Annotated in this window: 14 protein-coding genes; 10 read left to right on the top strand and 4 right to left on the bottom strand. The window is 39.7% G+C overall.

All coding sequences use genetic code 11. The features are described 5' to 3' along the window. Positions 1-202: 202 nt before the first annotated feature. On the top strand, positions 203-2,566 hold the full coding sequence (locus ACN6MT_RS02480; RefSeq protein WP_419954689.1) for an OmpL47-type beta-barrel domain-containing protein: 2,364 nt from the start codon (positions 203-205) through the stop codon (positions 2,564-2,566). A gap of 272 nt (positions 2,567-2,838) precedes the next feature. Here the strand turns inward: ACN6MT_RS02480 and ACN6MT_RS02475 are convergent, their stop codons facing one another. Together ACN6MT_RS02475 and ACN6MT_RS02470 are read right to left on the bottom strand one after the other, a co-directional pair. Next, positions 2,839-3,927: a M20 family metallopeptidase gene (locus ACN6MT_RS02475; RefSeq protein WP_419954688.1), complete on the bottom strand. Its 1,089-nt coding sequence runs from the start codon at positions 3,925-3,927 to the stop codon at positions 2,839-2,841. Between the two features lie 47 nt (positions 3,928-3,974). Beyond that, positions 3,975-5,018, bottom strand: coding sequence for an ATP-grasp domain-containing protein (locus tag ACN6MT_RS02470; protein WP_419954687.1), 1,044 nt, complete (start codon positions 5,016-5,018; stop codon positions 3,975-3,977). 171 nt (positions 5,019-5,189) lie between these two features. On the opposite strand from ACN6MT_RS02470, the gene ACN6MT_RS02465 reads away from it, so the two are divergent. After that, positions 5,190-5,375 carry a hypothetical protein gene (locus ACN6MT_RS02465; RefSeq protein ID WP_419954686.1) on the top strand — a complete coding sequence of 62 codons (186 nt, stop codon included), beginning with the start codon at positions 5,190-5,192 and terminating at the stop codon, positions 5,373-5,375. 202 nt (positions 5,376-5,577) lie between these two features. On the opposite strand, the gene ACN6MT_RS02460 is transcribed toward ACN6MT_RS02465, so the two are convergent. Continuing rightward, positions 5,578-7,584 (bottom strand): catalase, encoded by a 2,007-nt coding sequence (locus ACN6MT_RS02460; RefSeq protein WP_419954685.1) that lies wholly within the window; start codon positions 7,582-7,584, stop codon positions 5,578-5,580. 176 nt (positions 7,585-7,760) lie between these two features. Between ACN6MT_RS02460 and ACN6MT_RS02455 the strand changes: the two genes are divergently transcribed. Continuing rightward, positions 7,761-8,546 (top strand): SDR family oxidoreductase, encoded by a 786-nt coding sequence (locus tag ACN6MT_RS02455; RefSeq protein ID WP_419954684.1) that lies wholly within the window; start codon positions 7,761-7,763, stop codon positions 8,544-8,546. 377 nt (positions 8,547-8,923) lie between these two features. On the opposite strand, the gene ACN6MT_RS02450 is transcribed toward ACN6MT_RS02455, so the two are convergent. After that, the gene (locus ACN6MT_RS02450; RefSeq protein ID WP_419954683.1) at positions 8,924-10,384 is read right to left on the bottom strand and encodes an alpha-amylase; all 1,461 of its coding nucleotides are present in this window, start codon (positions 10,382-10,384) and stop codon (positions 8,924-8,926) included. Between the two features lie 539 nt (positions 10,385-10,923). On the opposite strand from ACN6MT_RS02450, the gene ACN6MT_RS02445 reads away from it, so the two are divergent. The 7 genes from ACN6MT_RS02445 (at position 10,924) to ACN6MT_RS02415 (ending at position 23,025) form a co-directional block, all read left to right on the top strand. Then, a complete protein-coding gene (locus tag ACN6MT_RS02445; protein ID WP_419956367.1) occupies positions 10,924-11,820 on the top strand; it encodes an ABC transporter permease in 897 nt (298 codons plus the stop codon). Between the two features lie 14 nt (positions 11,821-11,834). Further along, on the top strand, positions 11,835-12,734 hold the full coding sequence (locus ACN6MT_RS02440) for a carbohydrate ABC transporter permease (protein ID WP_419954682.1): 900 nt from the start codon (positions 11,835-11,837) through the stop codon (positions 12,732-12,734). Positions 12,735-12,943: 209 nt separating this feature from the next. After that, entirely contained in the window at positions 12,944-14,599 is a 1,656-nt protein-coding gene (locus tag ACN6MT_RS02435; protein ID WP_419954681.1) for an ABC transporter substrate-binding protein, read from the top strand. A 201-nt stretch (positions 14,600-14,800) separates the two neighbouring features. Then, positions 14,801-16,666 (top strand): histidine kinase, encoded by a 1,866-nt coding sequence (locus tag ACN6MT_RS02430; RefSeq protein WP_419954680.1) that lies wholly within the window; start codon positions 14,801-14,803, stop codon positions 16,664-16,666. Continuing rightward, the gene (locus ACN6MT_RS02425) at positions 16,659-18,167 is read left to right on the top strand and encodes a response regulator (protein WP_419954679.1); all 1,509 of its coding nucleotides are present in this window, start codon (positions 16,659-16,661) and stop codon (positions 18,165-18,167) included. Before ACN6MT_RS02430 ends, ACN6MT_RS02425 begins: the two co-directional genes overlap by 8 nt. A 314-nt stretch (positions 18,168-18,481) precedes the next feature. Next, on the top strand, positions 18,482-19,816 hold the full coding sequence (locus ACN6MT_RS02420; protein ID WP_419954678.1) for a GH1 family beta-glucosidase: 1,335 nt from the start codon (positions 18,482-18,484) through the stop codon (positions 19,814-19,816). 23 nt (positions 19,817-19,839) lie between these two features. After that, a complete protein-coding gene (locus ACN6MT_RS02415; RefSeq protein WP_419954677.1) occupies positions 19,840-23,025 on the top strand; it encodes a cellobiose phosphorylase in 3,186 nt (1,061 codons plus the stop codon).

Genomic DNA, 23,025 nt, shown 5'->3' with positions numbered 1-23,025 from the left:
ATATGAGAATAAATTTATTGTAGTTTTTTACGGTATGCCCTAAATGGTGTTGAATTTCTTTTACTCTACACCTGCTTTAATTAACATAATTTCTTTAAAAAGAACTATTTATTATATATTAAGAACTTTTTATGTACCACTATTGGATAAATAAGGTAATATTAAGAGGTACATATTTTTCAAATGGGAGTGTGGGAGAGAATTGATTTTTTCAAGAAAAAGGGGAAACTGGATTGCTAAGTTAACAACGCTGCTTTTACTTTTTTCTTTACTATCACCGGTGTCCAACGGATTTGCTGCGGGTGACGTGACGCCGCCAAAGTTAACAAGTTTTTCGTTATCCGGCACAAAGGTGACTCTGGGCGAATCCATCACGCTGAGTGCAGAAATACTCGAAGAGGAATCTGGGATGGATTATGCCTATGCATATTATAATGGTCCAACTGGCCCTAACACCAAGGGCGGTTCTAAGAGTGTTGATTTAATTTACGATCCAGAAACGCAAAAATACGAAGGTTCGTTCACTGTATCAACATATGATGATGCAGGCGTGTGGAAACTTTCATACATTTATTTGAAGGACAAGCAGGGGAATGGGTATAGGGTTTATCATGGAGAGACACCGTCTAAGGGATGGAACTATGAATATCGGAATCTATCCGGATACAATATTGAAGTTTATGGTACTGTAGTTGATATTACTGCACCGAAGCTCAATAGTCTATCTATTTCAGCTCCTAGGGTTACTGGCGGGGAATCGATCACAGTGTCAGCCGATATTATTGAAGAAGGTTCTGGAGTGGATTATGTACACGTAAGTTTTGTGCCGCCAAATGGAGATAGTGAAGGCGGCAAAGGTATTGAACTGTTCTTTAACCAGGAAACGGGAAAATATGAAGGCAAATTTTATGCCGATCCGTATGATTTGCCTGGAATTTGGTCTATTGGTACCATCCACTTGGGGGATAAGCTATATAACTCTTATACCTATCGAAATGGGGAGACACCGTCTCAAGAGGATTACTACGAAGTAAGCGATTTAAGTGCTTATAATATTGAAGTGTATGGAACTACAGGGGACAATACACCGCCGCAATTAAACGGGTTTTCAGTTTCCAAAACAACCATTTTACCAGGGGAGCAGGTACGGCTTTCGGCAGACATCACAGACGATCTCTCCGGGGTTGAGCATGTTTCTGTTTCATATAAAACTCCTGTCGGCTACCCTACGAGAGATGTAGAATTAACCTATAATCCAGAGACTTCAAAATACGAAGGGATCCTAGTAACAAACCCTTCCGACCCAGAGGGCATCTGGCAACTCTATGATATTCATGTGGCTGATAATAAGGGCAACTTTTACACGTACTATAATAGTAAGGAAGTGTCTAAAGGCAGTACCTTTGAACATAGGGATCTCTCCCAATACAACATACTAGTGGAGACACCGGATACCTCTGTACCTGTAACTTCGATGAATGTCCAGGGCCAAACCGGAGCTAACGGCTGGTATGGTTCGAATGTTATGGTATTGCTGACTGCTGAAGACAATGACTCAGGTGTAGATAAAACACTTTACAGGATCAATGGTGGAGAATGGCTGCAATACGCCAGCCAGTTTAGTCTTTCAGTGGATGGTACAGCGAATGTTGAATATAAGAGTATCGACAAAGCCGGCAATGAAGAGAATGTAAAAGCCGGAACCATTAAGATCGATACACAAAAACCGGTTACATCAATCGGTGATATTCCTTCATATCCGATAAGGGTGGATCTGCCTCTTTCTTTTACTGCACAAGATGAAACGTCCGGTATAGCATGGACAGAGTACAGAGTGAATGGAGGAAGCTGGACCCAATATCAGACTCCAACTTATGTGCGAACTGAAGGTATAAACACAGTGGAGTATCGAAGTGTTGATATGACGGGGAATGTTGAAGAAGCAAAAAGAGTGGAATTCATAATTGATAAAACAGCTCCATCAACTACTTCCTCCGTGAGGGATGGCTGGTACAACAGTGATGCAGAAGTAAGCCTGACAGCGGCCGATTCCATTTCAGTTGTGGAAAAGACCGAATATAGGTTAAATGGCGGGACATGGACTGCATATACTAGTCCGGTCAAGGTAGGCGGGCAGGGTGTAAATAACCTTGAGTATAGAAGTACCGACAAGGCAGGCAATGTGGAAGATATTAAAACCGTCCAGGTGAAAATGGATAAAACCCAGCCCTTGTTGAATGTTACATTCAATCCGTCTGTTATTATTGGCGGTACAGGAAAGCTTATAAATGTGAAGGCTACTGTGGACGCAAGGGATGCAGTATCCGGAGTTGCTTCGTTTGAGCTCGTGTCTATTACAAGCAGTCAGCCTGATGTTGTGAAAGGCGAGAAACTGCCTGAACCGGATATACAGGGTGCGGTATACGGAACAGCCGATACGGACTTTTATTTGAGGGATGAGAGAAGCGGCGGTTCGGACAGAATTTATACCATTACCTATAAACTGTACGACAATGCCGGAAACTCAACTGTTACGACATCAACCATCATGGTGAAGCGTAAATAAAAAACAGTGCAGTCTTACGGACAGCATGAAGGCTTAACCAATATTTAACTAAACGTTTAATTAGTGGGATAGGTGTTAATTAATTATTTGATTAAACTGGCTGTGCAGGCTGAATAAAGGTATGAATTAGAGGCTTCCCATGAGTTCTTTGAACTTTTGGAAAGCCTCTTTATTTATCTCTTTTGTCAGTTCAGGATTTAACTCTGCTGTTTACAATAAGAGTCTCATACGATTCTCTAAATCGGGTATGCAGGTAGTTCCTAATCACCTAATCATCGGTGATTATTTAGATAATCATCCAAAGTCAAAATAAAATTCACCAGCACATCCTGATATTCTCTCACCGATTCGATAAAAACCATTTCGTTCTCTCCATGCCAGTCGCTCCCAACGGGGCCAAATTCTACAGCTGAACCTCCGTACTCGTTGAAAAACTGTCCATCGTTGGATCCATGCTGTCCGAATATGGTTACTTTTTCGAGCTGGGTGATTCGTTTAATTGATTCGCCCAATGCTTTTACATAAGGATTGTCTGCTGTTGTTTTGACCGGATTATTGCACATATGGGTTGATACTGTAGCGTCTGTTATTGCCTGGATCTGATGAACGATATCATCCGGAGACTGGTCTGGCAGATATCTAATATCCAGGGACATTTCGCATAGATCCGGTACCTTATTATAGACGGTTCCTCCTTGGATCTTCGCGAGATTGATAGATGGCTTAGTAAACATAGGGGAGCTTTCTTGTGCAAAAGGAAGCTCTAAAATATCTTCAAAAAGATTAATCGCTTTGGTTATGGCATTCGTGCCTTCCCATGGACGACTTCCATGGGCTGATTTCCCCTGGACGGTAATATCAAGCTGAAGCACGCCTTTCGACTGGATGGCAATCCCCATATTTGTTGGTTCACCACAAATAATAAAATCTCCCAAATAACCATTTTCTGTTAAGAATTTGGTACCGTTGATGCCGCCGGTCTCCTCGTCTGGAACGATTTGAAGCATGACCCTGGAAGTTAAGGGCCTGTCTTTCAATTTTGCTGCTGCCAGCATGAAAGCTGCCACTCCTGCTTTCATATCCACTGTACCGCGGCCATACATTTTTCCATCTTTGATATAGGGTTGGAACTGTCTTTCCTCTGCTTCAATGACATCGATATGTCCGTTTAATACAACCGTATGATCACCTTGGCCAATTTCACATACAAGCATGTGAAACCCATTATTCTCTATTTTTTTAACGGGGAGGCCTTGGTCTGTTAACCATTGTTCACAATAAGCAATTGCCTCGTTCGCACCTGCTTTTGTAGAGCTGTTTATTTTTATTAGTTCTTGTAATAAGGGGATTGGATCGCCCATTTTATCCATCCTCCATTTTTTAAGTTTGTTTACTTTCAATGTTACCCTTATAGTACTTCCATCACCTTTTGTTTATTTATCGAAACAACCGTGTCATGTCGTGCTAGCTCGATATCGGATTTTTGACGAAGCCATTCCTTTTTTACCTGTTTACCGGCGGTTAGCGCAATGATTGCCGCAGGTATATCCGCTCCTGCTGAATGGGTAAAAGCATAACCTCCGCCAAAGCGGGGGTTGATGTCAATAATGTAATAATCGGTACCATTGAAATAGACATCCGTGTTCATATAGCCTGCATGGCCAAAGCCTTTAGCTAATCGCTGTGCGATTTCTGTTAATTCTGGGATATTGACCGTAATGCACCGGTCGATATCTCCGCCCCTCATACCTAATTGCTTTCGACCGAATGAGGTAAGAAAGCGGCCATTTAAATCATTAAACATATCCAAACTAAATTTATCACCTGTAATCACTTCCTGAATAATGACATTGTCCTCCGGTTCTCTTGATGTGTCACCATCCAATGGACTTTCTTTAATCTTTCGAACGACAAGCTGATAGGCAAATTCCATATCCTCTACATTATCGATAATTTCTACCCCAATTGAGGCCGAACCATTTCGGGGCTTTATGATTAACGGAAAGGATACTTCTTGTTTTTCCAATGCCTTCTTCGCATCTTCAACATTGAGGTAGGTAAGAGGTGTCTTAACACCAAACGGTTCGAGCAGCTCCCAGTACTTTGCTTTGTCCCGCACCTTTTTGACAATATTTAAATCCGGGGCAAATACGGATACACCTAAATTCTCCAATTCATTTTTGTGTGCAGCTATTTGCGGTACTTCCCAATCATTCAATGGAACAAGACAGTTCACCTGATGTTTCTTACATATCTCCACTATAGTTTCAATATAATTTGAATCCGTTTGCTGTGGAATTACATAGTTTTCGTCTCCTGCTTGGAGCGATGGGGCATTATATTCAGGATCAGCAGTAATTACTTTCCCGTCGATACCAGCATTTTTTAAAGCTTCCTGAAAAAATCCTACAAAGTCTATTCTTCTTGCTGTTGATGTCAATAAGATATTCAATTTATTCCACTCCTCGCTGGTTAAATAAGTTGCTAGAAAACAAGATACTACTATTTACCCGCCATGTTAAAATTTAACCCTGCTTTCTAGTAATAATTCATCACGTGTAAATGTTTAATACCTAATATCAAAGGTTATATAATACAAAACGATAGATCTGAGGTGAAAAATATGAGTAGTAAAGATAAGAAATCACCAATAGAGAATAAACGAAATACTTTTGAAGAATTTGAAGGTATGGAATTTGTTGATCAAATACCGTTAGAAGATTTGAAAATAGAAATGGAAGATGAAAGGGAAAAATTTAAGACTAAGGATGATTCACAAAGTGAACGAAAGTATAAGAGAAACTTTTAAAATGAATGGGCTTCATGATGTAATTGAGCCTTTCTCTATTGAGAAGTAGTTCAGTACATTCTCCAACCAAACTAAGAACAGGCCACTTAAATAACTTGTTTCTAAAGAATAGATTATTTCCTAAAAACAAGGAGGTAGTCTTTTCATATGGTTGAAATTAGCACATAGCCCTGAACATTAAAATTGTTCAGGGCTTTTTTGCTCATAATGTACGTTCCCAGAAACGTCCCTGTGCCATTCCTTCAATGAATGGAGTAATACCAGCCTTGGTTAGATCATAAACACCAGGTGCATTTAACACCACACGACATCTATCTAGGGCTGTGTAATCATCAACGACCATTGCCAAAGGTTTGAAGTGTTTATAGGTGGTTTCAATAAATTCTAATACAGACGGATCGGCTTCGGAACCTGAACTAATCAATATTGCTGCGTCAAAAAGACTTGAATCTGCCGTATCAAACGTATCTGTTACTTTTAAAACAGGGCTAAGCGTATACATACTTTTTGCCACAATACTATAATTGATATTATATTGTGCCAGCGTTCGAATCCAATCTGTTAATTTTTCATCATCAGGCACACCATCTAACAAAATAGCCGTACATTTAGTAGCCGGTTGCTTCACTGTGTTTGCCATACTAAGGGCAGGAGACTTTTTATCAGATTGTACCTCCAGATTTTCCTCAGGAAGTTCTGCTCCAATATTGCCTGCGACTTCTTCCGCCACTTGACGGTCAATATGATTTAATAGCGCAACCGCGTTATTTTTAACCATTTCCGACTTACATTTCCCAAGCTCAAAGCTGAATGCATCCTTTAAGTGCTTTTGTTCAAATGGAGCTAAACTGTTGAAGAATAGCTTCGCTTGAGAGTAGAAATCTAGAAAACTCTCACTACGGCCTCTAATTTTACGACCATCGATTTTTTCCTGATAAGATTCATAGCCCCCTAGTTCAACCGGTGCCGGTTCAGGCTGATTGGCATTTAAACCATTCCGATGATAGCTTGTTTGTCCTTGATGAATTGCCATCTGGTGCATACCATCCCGCTGATTATTATGGAAAGGACAGACAGGCTGATTAATTGGAATCTGGTGGAAATTTGGACCTCCTAGGCGGGAAAGCTGTGTATCTGTATAGGAAAATAAACGTCCTTGTAAGAGAGGATCGTTTGAAAAATCAATCCCTGGTACGACGTGACCAGGATGAAAAGCGACTTGTTCTGTTTCGGCGAAAAAGTTGCTAACATTTCGATTTAAGGTCATTTTACCAACTATCTTTACAGGTACTTCTTCTTCTGGCCAAATTTTTGTAGGATCTAGAATGTCAAAGTCAAAGTTGAATTCATCTTTTTCAGGAATGATTTGCAGGCCAAGCTCCCATTCCGGAAAATCCCCTTTCTCAATTGCTTCATATAAGTCTTGGCGATGGAAGTCAGGGTTTTTACCTGCAATCCTCTGTGCTTCATCCCAAACTAGTGAGTGTACACCAAGAAGAGGCTTCCAGTGGAATTTGACAAAATGAGCTTCTCCATCTGCATTAATCAGTCTGAAGGTGTGCACACCAAATCCCTCCATCATCCGCAGGCTGCGCGGAATGGCACGGTCACTCATGGCCCACATCACCATATGGGCGGATTCATGATTTTGGCCTATAAAATCCCAAAACGTATCGTGAGCGCTTGCCCCTTGTGGTATTTCCGTATGTGGTTCGGGTTTAAGAGCATGTACAAAGTCAGGGAACTTAATCGCATCTTGAATAAAGAAAACAGGCATATTATTTCCAACTAAATCAAAGTTACCTTCATCTGTGTAAAATTTGGTCGCAAACCCTCGGACGTCACGAACCGTATCGCTTGAACCTTTTGAGCCCTGTACCGTTGAGAAGCGGACAAAAACAGGTGTGGTTTTGGAAGTGTCAGTAAGAAAATCAGCTTTTGTATATTCAACCAGAGATTCATAGAGTTGAAAGTTTCCATGTGCCCCTACACCACGGGCATGAACAACCCGTTCGGGGATTCGTTCATGGTCAAAATGAGTCATTTTTTCTCGAAAATGAAAATCCTCCATCAATGTAGGCCCTCTTAACCCAGCCTTTAATGAAAACTCATCTTCTGATACTTTTAGCCCTTGGTTAGTCGTTAAAGGAGCAGTTTTTTCATTGTTAATGGTAAAGCTACTTAATTGAACAGCCTTCTTATTATTCATAGAATCCTCCTTACGAAAATATGTAACCACAAAATTAAGAAAGAGCAGGGAAAGACTACACTCTCCATTCGGTACCCTTTTTATAGGAAAGTGAAACCTAGTAATATAATCTTTATGTTTCAAAATCTCTATGGTGGATATAGTAATATACATCACCATTAAGGAGGGTTTTTAACGTGGAAAATCTACTTCAAAATCAGGTTGCTGTTGTTACAGGGGCTGGCTCAGGGATAGGAAGGGCTTCTGCTTTGAAGCTTGCTCAAAACGGAGGAAAAATTGCTTTAGTAGATTTGCATAAAGAAAATGTGGAAGAGGTCAAAAAACAAATCGAAGATATGGGAAGTGAAGCGCTTGTCTTGGAAGCCAATGTGTCTCACCCGAAGGAAGTAGAGAACGTCTATAAAAGAACCATTGATCAGTGGGGAAGAATCGATGTGGTCTTTGCTAACGCGGGGATTAATGGGGAAGTGGCGCCTATAGAAGACTTGGAGCCGGAAGAATGGGACTTAACCATTTCTAATAATTTAACGAGTACCTTTTTAACGGTGAAATATGCAATCCCGCATTTAAAGACAAATGGGGGAAGTATCATTATTACTAGTTCCATTAACGGGAACAGGATCTATAAAAATATTGGCATGTCCGCCTATAGTACATCAAAAATTGGTCAGATGGGCTTTGGAAAAATGGCGGCGCTTGAGCTTGCCAATTATGGTATTAGAGTCAACATGATCTGCCCAGGAGCGATTGAAACCAATATCAATGAAAACACATGGAAAGAAACCGAAAACCTAAAAAAGGTGGAAATTCCGATTGAATACCCGGAAGGGAACCAACCATTAGAACACAAACCAGGAAAAGCCGAGCAAGTCGCCGATCTAGTACTATTCCTTGCTTCCAAACAATCAAACCACATAACTGGAAGTGAGATCTACATTGATGGGGCGGAATCACTTTTATAGGTGCCTGTCACCACAAAAAGACAAAAAAAACAAAATGTCCACGTACAGTGGACATTTTGTTTTTGTATTTAGGCTCTGTCATTATTCATTGTTGATTTTCGTGAAAGTATGAAAAATCTTAGGCGGAGATTTTCCTGCTAATGTATATAGAGGAAGCTCAAGAGGCTGATTTAAGCGGAGATTTTCCGCTTAACCGCTCAAAATTAGACAAAATCCAAAGATTTGAATCATATAAAAGGAAAAACTCCTCTTATTTTTAAGAAAATATGGGTATTTCTCAAGTTAGTCGGAATTTCTCTGCTTATTTTCCATATCAACATTCAGCTATAACAGAGTCTATATTTAAGATTGCATGAATTTCCCATATATAGTTTGCATTACTCACTAGGATGGTAAGACCAAATAGAAACGCTGCCACCGTTAACCGGGAAAGTGGCATATCCATCATCTTCGATAGTTATCTGGTCATCCCTTGAGTTTGTTAGGTCCACCCATGTTTCTCCAGCCTTCCTTTCGCCAACGTACATTCTTTTCTCGCCATCCTCTCCATTGGAAATAACGACTGCACAACCAGAGTACTTGAGCTCTTTCACTCCCAGCCGGACCCAGCCAATGGTATTTGGATGGTCGAAGTAATCATGCTGTTCCCCGTATGCTTTTTCGTATCTGGCAAAGAGAAGGCGATCAAGAATTTCTTCGTGTCCTTCTTCTGGCTCCGGTCCTCCGATTCCATAATAATCTCCATAGAACAGACACGGATTACCATCTCTTCTAAGGAGAATCAGGGCATATGCACTAGGCTTAAACCAGTCCTGAACCCACGATTCAAGGGATTCTTGGGGCTGAGTATCATGATTATCAACGAAGGTAACAGCATTTTGAGGATGGGAATTTACAAGGGTATCCTCAAAAATACTGGTTAAATCAAAATCACTGCCTTCATTGGAGGCTTTATGTAGCTTATAATGCAAGGGTACATCAAACAAATCTATTTGATAATCGACATGATCAAGGTATTTTTGACATGCATGAAGCTCAGTTTTCCAGACTTCTCCGACAAAATAAAAATCATCGCCTCGGTGTTTACGCATCTCCTCTACAAACTCGCGAACGAAGTAGTGGTTAATGTGCTTGATTGCATCAAGCCTGTAACCATCACAGTCAAGGGTATCCGCAAGCCATTTTCCCCATTCTATCATTTCTTGTTTTACTTCAGGATGTTCATAGTCAATATCGGCAAGCATTAGATAGTCATAATTTCCGTTTTCATCATCTACATGTTTACTCCAATCCTTGTCATCAGCAAGGATTTTAAATATTCCTGATTTCCCTGTCTTTTCATCATAATCTGTTCCGGTAAAATGTTCATATCTCCATTCGAATGGAGAATACTTCCCTTCACGTCCTTGAAATGTAAATTTTGTCCAAGCTTCAATGTCAAAGGGTTCTGATATTTCTTTGGTCCGGTCCTCCTGGTCCACTTCAATCACTTTAATTAATTCCGTCTCATCAGCACCTGCTTTATGGTTCATTACTACATCTACATACACTTTTATGCCGGCATTTTGACATTCCATTATGGCTTCTATCAGTTCTTGTTTCGTCCCATATTTTGTCCGAATGGAACCTTTTTGACTAAATTGACCCAGATCGTATAAATCATATGGGGCATACCCATTATCATCAGGTGAGGTTGCTTTTGTTACTGGTGGTATCCAGACAGAGGTAATTCCTTTTTCTTTTAATTCTGGCGCCATCTCCTTTAGACGTCTCCAGTGCCTTCCATCCGGCTCTAGATGCCACTCGAAAAATTGCATAATTGTGTTGTTTCTTTCCATGTTCCAATCCTCCTCGTTTATTAGTCAAAAGGGTATATCAATACTTACCCAGTTTGATAGCAAACGAATCCTGCCAAAACTAATGAGGCTGGGACAAAGACTTCTCAAACAACTAAAATTTCACATGCCTTGCTTCGTAAAAAGACATCTTCCAAGATTACTTCAAAGAATAATATAATCAGTCCTTTTTCATTTCAATTTCCACCAAACAATAATTTTTTCTATCTTTAATTAACTAGAAAAACTAGTCGTGCCGAGGCACCCCACTAACACCCCCTCCTTTGATTTTCTTTGAAAGCGATACCACTGCAGTGGTATCAATAATTCACTGTGTAACCATAAATCAGAAAAATTGATACCATAAGCAAAATTCTATGGCTTATAAACTCAAGGCCAATTTTCTATTATAAAGATATAGGAAAGACAAAAGCAGCTTAGGTGGTGAAGAAATGGCAGTCAAAATTCAACAAGGAATCGAACAACAGGGCAGTAGTATCAATATTGAAAAAAACACGAAAAAAGAGAAATACAAAAAAATCATGAAGAAAATTTCTACTCAAAAATATCTGCAGGTGATGGCTCTTCTAGGTGTAGTGTGGATGTTCATTTTCAACTATATTCCAATGTATGGGTTGGTAATCGCTTTCAAAGAATACAGCATCATCAAAACGATTTCAGAAGCACCCTGGGTAGGATTGATGCAGTTTAAGGAATTTTTGCAGGATGAAAATTTTTGGATTGTCCTTAAAAATACACTTGGAATCAGTTTAATTAAATTGTTTATCGGCTTCCCTCTTCCAATTATTTTTGCTCTTTTGCTTAATGAGCTTACATCAATGAAGCTAAAGAAGGCGGTTCAAACCATTTCATATCTACCTCACTTTATTTCATGGGTGGTAATGGGAGGAATTTTAACTACATGGCTTGCGGACGTAGGTGTCATAAATGATATTTTGCTAGGATTGGGTTTAATCAGTGAACGCACGAATTTCCTTGCAGAACCCGATAATTTCTGGGCGATTGTCATTCTCTCTGATATATGGAAAGAGCTTGGCTGGTCAGCAATCATTTATCTCGCAGCCATTGCTGGAGTATCACCGGAATTATACGAGTCATCGACGATTGATGGAGCAAGTCGTTTCCAGAAGATGTGGCATGTCACATTGCCATCGATTCGCCCGACGATAACTATTTTGTTTATTCTTGCTGTAAGTGGTGTCTTGAACTCAAACTTCGATCAAATCTTGATTTTGCGCAACTCTTTAAATGAAAGCGCTAGTAATGTAATTGATATTTATGTTTACCAGTTGGGTCTGCAGAATGCCCGATACTCATACGCAACAGCGGTAGGCTTGCTGAAAGCTATCATTGCATTTATCCTGCTCCTGTCTGCTAATAAGATAACAAAGAAACTGAATGGAACATCTTTATTCTAAGGGGGGGTGATGTTGTGTTTAAGCTTTTAAAAAGGAACCGGCGGACAACAAGTGAATACATTTTTGACAACATTAACATTCTCATCATGCTCTTTATCTGTGCCATAACAGTCTATCCAATTTGGTATGTTATAGTGAATTCCCTCAACGATGGGGTCGATGCTATGAAAGGCGGAATCTACTGGTGGCCACGGGAATTCTCAATAGAAAATTACAAAGCTGTTTTTAGTACTCCCGGGATCGTTACATCCTTCGGGGTGACCATTGCCAAAACAGTTGTCGGAACCATGACCCATGTATTCTTCACAGCAATGGTTGCTTATGCGATTTCAAGAAGAGATCTTTATGGCAGGAACTTCTATATGCTGGTAGGTGTTATCACCATGTTTTTTAGCGGCGGACTGATTCCTTACTTTTTGTTAATTAGGGATCTTGGATTATTTGATAACTTCTTGGTATATATCATTCCAACAATGTTTAACTTCTTCCATCTAATCATCTTTGTTTCATTCTTTAGGGAGCTGCCAACTTCCCTTGAGGAAGCAGCAAAAATAGATGGAGCCAACGACTTTATGATTTTTATTAAGGTAATCATCCCGCTCTCCATGCCGGTTATTGCAACAATTGCCTTGTTCCAGGGAGTTTATCAGTGGAATGACTATTTTGCCGGAGTCATCTTTGTGAACAATCCAGACTTGCAGCCAATCCAGACTTATTTATATAAGGTTGTTGCCGAGTCAAGTTCAAACCAGATGATGACGAATGCAGCTGGGTCGATTGCTACGAAGACGGTAACATCTCAGTCTATTAAATTGGCAACGATGGTTGTAACGACTCTTCCAATCATGTTGGTATACCCATTCCTGCAAAAGTATTTTGTAAAAGGAATGCTGATTGGATCAGTGAAAGGTTGATTTTTAGAATATGGATTTAAATTTTCTTCATTGAAGAAATTTAAATAATACATGGCTTCATTATTAATGGAGCACTGCTTTATCATAGAGGATAAACCTTTTAATCTAGGGAAAGGCTGGCAATTAGCCAAAAAGTCTTTCCCCAATTTTTAAAGCAGTGTACATTGAATAAGATGGCCTAAAAAAACAAAAAAAGAGAGGGTCAAAAAATGAGGAGAAAATTCTTAACTAAAGGCTTTTCGTTAGTACTTATTCTATCATTGGTATTGGCATTGTTTTCTGGATGTTCCAGCAAGACGAATGAAAACGCTTCCGGTGAAAAGGACGCAGATAAACCTAAGGCAACAGCAGATGCTCCTGGCTGGCAGTCTAACAAGGAACCAATTACTTTTGACTGGTATGTGAACTTTTCTTGGTTCGCGCATAAATGGGGCGATGATGTTGTTTCCAAATATGTAACGGATAAAACGGGTGTCTCTGTCAATTTTATTTCGCCAGCAGGAAATGAAGCGGAGAAAATGAACACGATGATTGCTTCTGGTAAGCTTCCTGATTTCATCACAATCGGCTGGTGGGAAGATGCTGTCAAGAAGATGATTGAAGGCGATCTTGTTCTACCGTTGAATGAACTTGCAGAACAATATGATCCGTATTTCTTTAAAGTAGTAGATGGAGCAAAGATTGAATGGTATAAGCAGGAGGATGGGAACACTTACGGTTATCCAAATGCGTCATCTTCTCCAAAGGATTTCGACAAATATAAAGACCTAAAGCCATCCAATCAGACATTCCTTGTGAGAAAGGATATGTATGAAGCGATTGGCAGCCCGGATATGAGTACTCCTGAGGGGTTCTTAAAGGCTCTTGAAGATGTAAAGAAAAAGTTCCCGGAAGTAAACGGTGCGCCACTGATTCCATTCGGATTAAATGAATTTACTGATGTAGGAAATACATCCCTTGAAGGCTATTTACAAAACTTCCTTGCTATTCCAATGGAAAAAGACGGCAAGGTATATGACCGCAGCCAAGATCCTGAATATCTTGCATGGTTAAAAACTTTAAGAGAAGCAAATGAAAAAGGCCTTCTTGCAAAGGATATCTTTATTGATAAGCGTCCACAAATGGAAGAAAAGATTGCACAAGGCAGATATTTTGCAATGCTTTACCAGCGCAGTGACCTTGCAGCACAACAGCACGCATTGTATGCCAAAGATCCAAATTCTGTATACATTGCTGTAGATGGACCTGCTAACTCAAAAGGAGATGCTCCTGCTTTGGCTGGGGACAGCATCTCAGGGTGGACTGTGACTTTGATTTCGAAAGATGTAAAAGATAAGGAAAGAGCAATTCAATTCCTGACTTACCTAATCAGTCAAGAAGGACAAATGGACCTTTATATGGGTAAAGAGGGTAAAACGTATGATATGGTAAACGGGAAGCCTGAATTCAAGCCAGAAGTACTGGATTTACTGAATAAGGACCGTGCAGCTTTTGACCAAAAGTATGGTGCTTCATTCAAATACTGGATGCTAATGGATACAAATATGAGCCTTGCATGGGCACCACCTGCATCAGAACCATTCAAACAAATGGAAGACTGGACAAAAGGAAAGACAGTCAGCTATGCCGAATTTGATGGTATCAGCCCGACTGGAACTACTGCAGAAGGTGTAGCCGCAAGCAAAATTGCACAGGAATGGGGCAAAACGCTTCCTAAGCTTCTGCTGGCTAAATCTGATAATGAATTTGAAAAAATCTTTGACGAATTCCTGAAGAAACGTGATTCTTTTGGATATGAAAAAGTTGATAAGTACCAGCAAGAAGTATATGAAAAGAACAAAAAGAAACTTGAAGCAGCACAATAAATAAAATATCGTGGAAAGACTGCTCCTTTTAGAATAAAATTTCTGGAAGGGGCAGTCTATTCCTGCTTTTACACAGTATTAAGTTATATTTCAATACCGGTATGAGAAGAAACTTCAATAAATTGAAACACTTTACCACAATACTAATATTGCAAATAATTTATAATTTTTATATGTGGGCAAAAGATGGATGTGAGAGAGATGGATTTTCAAAAAAAAATGAAACAAACGGCAACTTGGTTAGATCGACTTTCCCTGCAACAAAAGCTTATTGCCTTATATATCCTTATAATTATAATTCCTATTATCATTTTTATCTCTATATATTCCAGCAACGTGTATGATAGGGCGATTAAAGAAATTAGCACCAAAAGCGAAAATGCTCTTGAAATCGAAAAGGTTCACATAAAAAACAATATCGAAACGATGAGGCGGACGGCTCAAATGGTTGTTTCAGATATTGATTTCATTGACTTCGTTAAAAACAGAAATGAAGCAAATATCAATCAGTTAATCGATTTTAGGATGAACGAACTTTCGAATGTAACCAGGCTTCAGGCCAATAACCCAGCGATTGAAAATATCCGTCTGTATACAACCAATCCGTATATAACCGAGATGTGGCCGATTCTCTTTAAAGAGGATCGAATCATGCAAAAGCCATGGAGAGATGAGGTCATCAATAGGAATGGAATGGAGGTTTGGTGGTTCGACCAACAGACCGAGGATGTCCTTAAGAGGCTTCCATCGCAAAACACCGCAAAAATTTCTTTATTACGGGAGCTGGATTACCCAAAGAATGAACATTTGGGCATCATTGAAATAAATATGTTCTTGAAAAACTTCTTTCCGAAGATGTTCGGGACGACGCAGGATCCTGACTCGGTCTATGTGGTCATTGATAAGGATAACAACATGATAAGGAACTTCCAACATACCTTTTTAGAAGATGAAGGAATCGATCCTGAAGATTTAAAGCTTAAATTCAGTAAATCAAAACAAGAGGGAACAGCCAGTTTTCAATTTGAAAACAACGATACTCCTTATTTAGTCATCACTACCTATATTGATGACATGGAAGCATACCTGTTGAATGTTATTTCGCTTGAAGGCCTTTATGCCGAAACTGCCAATACAAGAAATGTCATTTTTATCGGGATTATTTTTCTTGTTATTATTCTCTCATTTGTCACCTATGTATTGGTTTTGTTGCTTTTGAAAAAAATGTACAAACTTAAGGATTCTATGAAGCGAGTAGAAGGGGGCGATTTTTCCATTGATGTTGAGGTTAACGGACAGGATGAGTTTTCAGAACTGGCATTTCATTTTAAAAGCCTTCTCGGGAAAATGAACGGATTAATTGCCGACGCTGTCAATAAGAAGGCTGCTGCTAAAGAAACAGAGTTAAAGGCTTTGAAAACCCAAATTGATTCTCATTTCCTTTATAACACATTGGAAAACATAAAAATGATGGCCGAGATTGAAGGGGAATACGCAATTTCGGATGCGATCACCTCCCTTGGAGAAATGATGCGCTATAACTTAAAGTGGAAAAATGACTTTGTTGTTCTTGAAAAAGAATTGAATTATATAAGGAACTATGTGGATATAATGAATCTTCGTCTGGATGGGATTCTTGCTATGGAGATTGATGTTCCAAATGAACTGCTTGATCAGGAAGTATTAAAAATGTCTCTGCAGCCAATTATTGAAAATGCGGTTAAACATGGGATTATTCCTAATCAACAAAAAAGCAAGGGGATGCTGCGGGTAAGTGCGCGGTATGCCCAGAATGATGTCATTATTATTGAAATAACAGATAATGGAACAGGAATGACTGATAAACAGTGTGAATTACTCAATCAATCAATCCAATCACAGCAGGAAAATCATCGTCCTGAATCAAAAAGTGGAAGCGGGATTGGAATTCACAACGTGAATCAAAGAATTCAGCTTTACTTTGGTAAGGAGTATGGGGTTTTTATTACAAGTGTGGAAGGCGAATTCACGATGGTGACGATAAAAATGCCTTGCAAAATGATGAAAGGGGGCAGCCAAAGTGTATAAAGTCCTTATAGCTGATGATGAGAAAAACATTCGTCTGGGTGTTCAGGCAATGATCAAGCGAGAATACCCGGATTTTGAAACCTTACTTGCTGCAGATGGGCAGGAAGCTCTTGAAAGAATAATCGAACATAAACCTGATATAGTCATTACTGATATTAAAATGCCGGGTTTAGATGGCATCCAATTAATTAAGGAGCTCCAACAAAAAGAAATACAAACATCGCTGGTGATTCTGAGCGGGTATGATGATTTTACCTATGCCAAGGAAGCAATCAAACATAGGGTAAAAGAGTACCTTTTGAAGCCTGTCAACCGGATGGAGTTATACAAAACACTGAATATGATCATAGAAGAACTGGAAACTAGCCAAAAAATGACCTACCAGCACATGGATGAGTACCGTGCCAGCCAGCTGAACTACATCCTGCTTAATCCCAACATCCAAAAAGAAGTGGTGGGAGAGCTTTATAAGAAAATGAAAATCGAATCTTATCCTGATGGATATTATGTTGGAATTATTGAGTCGGATGGTGAAGTAGAGGGGGCCGATTTTCTTGCAAAGATTAATCAGTTACTCCATTCAAGCAAAGACTGCATTCCATTTCTGGATAAAGATGACCGAGTGACAATCATTTCTGCAGACATTGAAATTTTTTCTCTATTGAAACAACAGCTTGGCATGGAAAGGCACCTGGTAATCACTATAGGGATAAGTGAAAAGGAACAAGATATTAGGGAATTGAAAAAAGTTTATGAGCAGGCAGTCACTGCCCTAAAGTATCATTTCCTTTATCCACAGCGGCCGCTTATTTTATATGAAAAAGTTAAGGGAAAACCGGATGTCTCCGCTCTCCCGGTTGATTTGATTAACAAGATTTCCAATATGCTCGGAACAGAACGGGAAAACGAAATTAAAGTGAACCTGAAGCAGGTTATGGACTTCGATGTGATTACGAATAGCAGCCTCAGCTATCTTGAGAATTTAAACAGGGAAATCAATGAAACCATTTTCAAAGGATTCTTTAAACGCCTAGGGGAAGAATCTATCGCTACTTTCGAACTCTTGAATAAGATGGCCGATATTTATAACTTTAATAATTTCCATGAGTATTTCCATGCCCTTGAAGACTTGCTGATGAGAATCCATGAATATAATAAACAGTTGAAATCCTTGTATTCTGAGCAAAAGTATATGGACCGGGCAATTGCGTATATAAGGGAAAATTATCATAAGGATTTGAACTTAGCTGTAGTTGCCAACTATATTTCATTGAATTATTCCTATTTCAGCCATATGTTCAAGGAGTATATAGGCAAGAACTTCGTTGATTATTTAAAAATGGTTAGAGTAGAAAGCGCAAAAAAACTGTTAAAGGAGACTGACTTCAAGATACTGGAAATCAGTGAGATGGTGGGCTACAAGAACCCAAAACAGTTTGCCAGAGTGTTCCGGGAAGTCGAAGGAATTTCACCAAAAGAATATCGGGAAAAGAATGGATGAGGAGAGCTGCTTGAGCTCTCTTTTTTTATTTTTAGGGGATTTTTGGAAGAGAAAAACAACTAAATAGTGGCGTTCTAAAATATTGAAACCCTAAACAAAATTATCTGCCTCAAGATGTACTGCTGGCAAAGGTAGAATAGGAATTGAGAATAGCTATGTGATATTTAGTGAAGGGAGCAGCAGATGGAGCCAATAAATAAGATTGAGCTGAACAAATAATTGATGACGCTTTCAATAGATGTCGCGGCGTATGACAATTGTAAATATCAAAGTTTATAAGAAATAAAATTAATTACATCAGAGGTGAACAGTAGATGAACAAATTTTCCAAAGATTTTATATTCGGCACAGCAACATCTTCCTATCAGATTGAAGGAGCATATAAGGAAGATGGCAGAAGCCCTTCTATATGGGATGTGTTTTCCCGCACACCCGGAAAAGTCTTCAATATGGATCATGGCGATATCGCCTGTGACCATTACCATTTATACGAGAAGGATATCGAGATATTGAAGACACTTGGTGTCGATTCATACCGCTTCTCGATTGCATGGCCAAGAATCTTTCCCGAACAGGGAAAATATAACGAGGCTGGAATGAACTTTTATAAAAAATTGATCTTCCTTTTGAATGAAAATGGAATCAAGCCTGCTGTTACGCTCTACCATTGGGATCTGCCAATGTGGGCTCATGAACAGGGGGGATGGACAAATAGGGAGTCTGTGGATTGGTTCATGGAGTATGCAGAAAAATGCTTTGAGGAACTTGATGAACATGTAGATATGTGGATTACCCATAATGAACCATGGTGCGCTGGTTTTCTCGGTTACCATCAAGGAATCCATGCACCCGGACATACGAATATGGAGGAAGCATTGAAGGCAGTCCACCATATTCTGCTGTCCCATGGTGAAGCAGTATCTCTGTTAAAAGAAAAATTCGCGTCCGCAACACCGATCGGGATTACGTTGAATCTGTCGCCGATATATCCGGCGAGCAATTCTGCCAATGATCAGTTGGCTGCCAATAATGCAGACGGTTACTCAAATCGCTGGTTCTTGGATCCAGTGCTAAAGGGTTCTTACCCTGTCGACATGATGAATTTGTTCTCTAAATACGTCCATTCCTATGACTTTATCTATGAAGGGGATTTGGAGAAAATATCGATAGATTGTGATTTCTTCGGAATCAATTTTTACAGCCGCGGCTATGTTGAGTTTAATAGTGCTTCAGATTTTCTGTTCAAAAATGCGTATTCCGATTATCCTAAGACAGGCATGGGCTGGGATATTTCACCGGCTGAGTTCAAAGAGCTGATTCGCCGTCTCCGCAAAGACTATACCAATCTGCCAATCTATATCACTGAAAATGGTGCGGCATTCGACGATTACGTTTCGGAGGCTAACACTGTCCATGATCCAGACAGGCAGGAATACGTTGAAAAACATATCCAGGCGGTTGCCGAGCTTAATGAAGAAGGCATGGATATTGCCGGCTATTACTTGTGGTCTTTGTTAGATAATTTTGAATGGGCATTTGGCTACGAAAAACGCTTTGGTATTACGTATGTTGATTTTGAAACACAGGAAAGAATCCTTAAGGACAGCGGTTATCGTTATGCTGAAATTATTAGAAACCGTTCAATTTAAATCCAATACCTTCGGAGTGAGAAATGATGAAAAAATACCGATTTGATGATAATCAATATTTTGTAATTGAAGAATTCGATCAGGCAAAAACTTTTTCGAGCTTCCTGCCGGGATTGGCCGGCTTATACGGTATACCAATCTGGGCTTTTTACGTAAACCGCGGCCAGGCGATGGTCAGTTTCGGCGTTCAGGATAAAAATCATGCGATAACTGAGTTTTATCCGGCAAACCAGGCATATCAGCGTGTATCGACGAATGGCTTCCGCACTTTTATAAAATTGGATGGAAAAACCATTATTGAACCGTTCTCATCTTATGGAAGCAAAAAAGACTGCACGAGAACCATGTATATAAAAGAAAATGAATTGAAAATTGAGGAAATCAACCATCAATATGGAGTGAAAACGTTGATTACGTATTTCACCCTGCCCAATGAGAACTTTGGTGCATTGGTGAGGAAGGTTGAAATAGAGAATCTATCTGAAGAATCAATTGAACTTGAGGTTCTTGATGGACTTCCAGCAATCATCCCATATGGAGTCGATGATGCGGCTTATAAAGCGGTTGGAAACACGCTGAAAAGCTGGATGGATGTATTTAATCTTGAAAACAGCATCCCGTACTACAGAGTCCGCTCGTCTACGAATGATTCAGCGGAAGTAGAAGAAGTCTCGAAAGGACATTTTTACTTAAGCTTTGATGATAAAGGTCAATTGATCAAACCAATTGTGGATGCGGACCTTATCTTTGGATCGAACACTTCATTTTCTTTCCCGGATGAGTTTGAAAGCGGAACAATTCAAGAGTTATCAAATGCTAAACCAGTTACCACGAACAAAGTTCCTTGTGGATTTTCTAGTCAAGGGAATTCGTTAGGACAAGGAGAGAAAATCACTTTCCATACGCTTGTCGGACATGTGAAGAATATTGAGATCATTAATGAAAAGGCGGCTCAAATTACGAAAAGCGGATATATGGAAAGAAAATATGAGGAAGCACAGAACCTTGTTACGGATATTACGAAGGACGTACAAACTAAAACGGCTTCACCTTTATTCGACGCATATGTAAATCAGAGTTATCTCGATAATGTGCTGAGAGGCGGATACCCAATTTTATTGGAAACAGAGAAAACACCTTTTATTTATTATGTTTTCTCCCGCAAGCATGGAGATCTGGAAAGGGACTATAATTTTTTCTCACTCGCACCTGAGTTCTTTTCGCAAGGTAACGGGAACTTCCGCGACGTAAACCAAAATCGCCGTAATGATGTGTTTTTCCATCCTGAAACAGGAGACTACAATATCAAACTGTTCATGAGCCTCATCCAGGCGGATGGATATAACCCTCTCGTTGTAAAGGGAGCAAGCTTCGAAATAACAGATCAATCCGACTGGTCATGGCTTGAAGAACTGGTGACTAATAAGAAGGATGCTGAATTGGTTAAGAAAATGTTTGAGGGAACTACCTATACACCAGGGGATCTGCTCCAGACAATTTCAGACAACGGCATTGAACTGACACTGTCACTTCCGGATTTCTTGAAAAATGTCCTTACAAGGAGCAGTCAAAACATCGAGGCAGAGTTTGGAGAAGGCTACTGGATGGACCATTGGACCTATAATCTGGATCTGATAGAAAATTATTTGAAGGTCTATCCAGAAATGAAAATGCAGCTCTTATTCAATGATTCTACTTACAGATACTTTTACAGTCCTGTATTTGTGAATCCTCGCTCGGAAAAATATGTCCTGGCAGATGGAAAGGTTCGCCAATATGAAGCAATCACTGAATTGGGTCATCAAGCAGGATCCAACTGGGTGATAAAGCCAGATGGGGATTTTTATACATCACACCTTTACAGCAAGCTCTTTTCGCTGGCTCTTCTTAAATTCTCCACGTTGGATCCATTTGGAATGGGAGTAGAGATGGAAGCAAACAAGCCGGGATGGAATGATTCCATGAACGGACTTCCTGGATTGTTCGGTTCAGCTATGGGCGAGACGCTTGAGCTAAAGCGTTTCCTTGAATTTCTTATTAGTGCTGATGAAGATGGGGAGCGTGAAGTGGAACTACCTGTAGAAGTAGTTGAGTTGGTGGAGACTGTTTATGAGAGTCTGAATCAATTTAGAAATGACGAGTTAGATGATTCAAACTATTGGGATCGTGTATCCTCAGCTCGTGAAAAATACCGTGAATCAGTAAAGAACGGCTTCAGTGGAGAAGAAAAGGCAATCGCTCTTGATTATCTAACCTCTTTTGCTCGTCTAATGCTTGCGAAAACGAATGCAGGAATTGACAAAGCGACCGAGATCAGCAATGGTCTGGTTCCAACCTATTTCTTTTTCGAGGCTGAGAACTGGGAGCAAATCTTTGATGAAAATGGAAAAGAAAAGCTAAATAAAAAGGGGCTTCCGCTTGTCAAGATCCATTCATTTAAAGTGTCTATGCTTCCACATTTTCTCGAAGGTCCTGCGAGGGGAATGAAGAGTGCAGATGTGCAATCTGCCCAGTCCATTTATCAGCATGTAAGGAATTCTGATATTTACGACACAAAACTGAAAATGTATAAAACGTCTGGGTCATTGGAAGATCAATCCTTTGAAATTGGTCGTGCGAGAGCATTCACGCCTGGATGGCTTGAACGCGAATCCATATTTATGCATATGGAATTCAAATACCTGCTTAGCGTCCTGAAGTCTGGCCAGTATGAGGAGTTTTTTGAAGATATCACCTTTGCGTTGCCGCCATTTATGGATCCAGAAATTTACGGAAGAAGTGTACTTGAAAATTCATCATTTATTGCTAGCAGTGTGAATCCGGACCAAAGCCTGCATGGTCAGGGCTTTGTAGCAAGACTGAGTGGAACAACAGCAGAATTCCTAAGTATCTGGCAATTGATAATGATAGGAAAACAGCTTTTTGGAGTTAAAGAAGAGGGATTGACATTTAGCCTGCAGCCAATTTTACCGTCATGGCTTTTCGATTCAGAGGGTAAGGTTTATTTTACATTGCTCGGCAAGACGGAAGTAACCTATCATAATCCATCAAGGAGAAATACTTTTGGAATCGATGGTGCGAAGACAGTGAAATATGTTCTCCACATGGACGGAGAAGAGATAGAAATAAATAGCCATCAACTGCAAGAATCCTATGCCAAATCTGTCAGAGATGGAAAAGTAGAAAGAATGGATGTTTATCTAGATTAG

Source organism: Neobacillus niacini (genome assembly GCF_048572935.1).
In the GTDB taxonomy this organism is placed as follows: domain Bacteria; phylum Bacillota; class Bacilli; order Bacillales; family Cytobacillaceae; genus Neobacillus; species Neobacillus niacini.
Note: the sequence above shows the minus strand (reverse complement) of the source record. Positions and strands in the feature narration are given on the sequence as shown.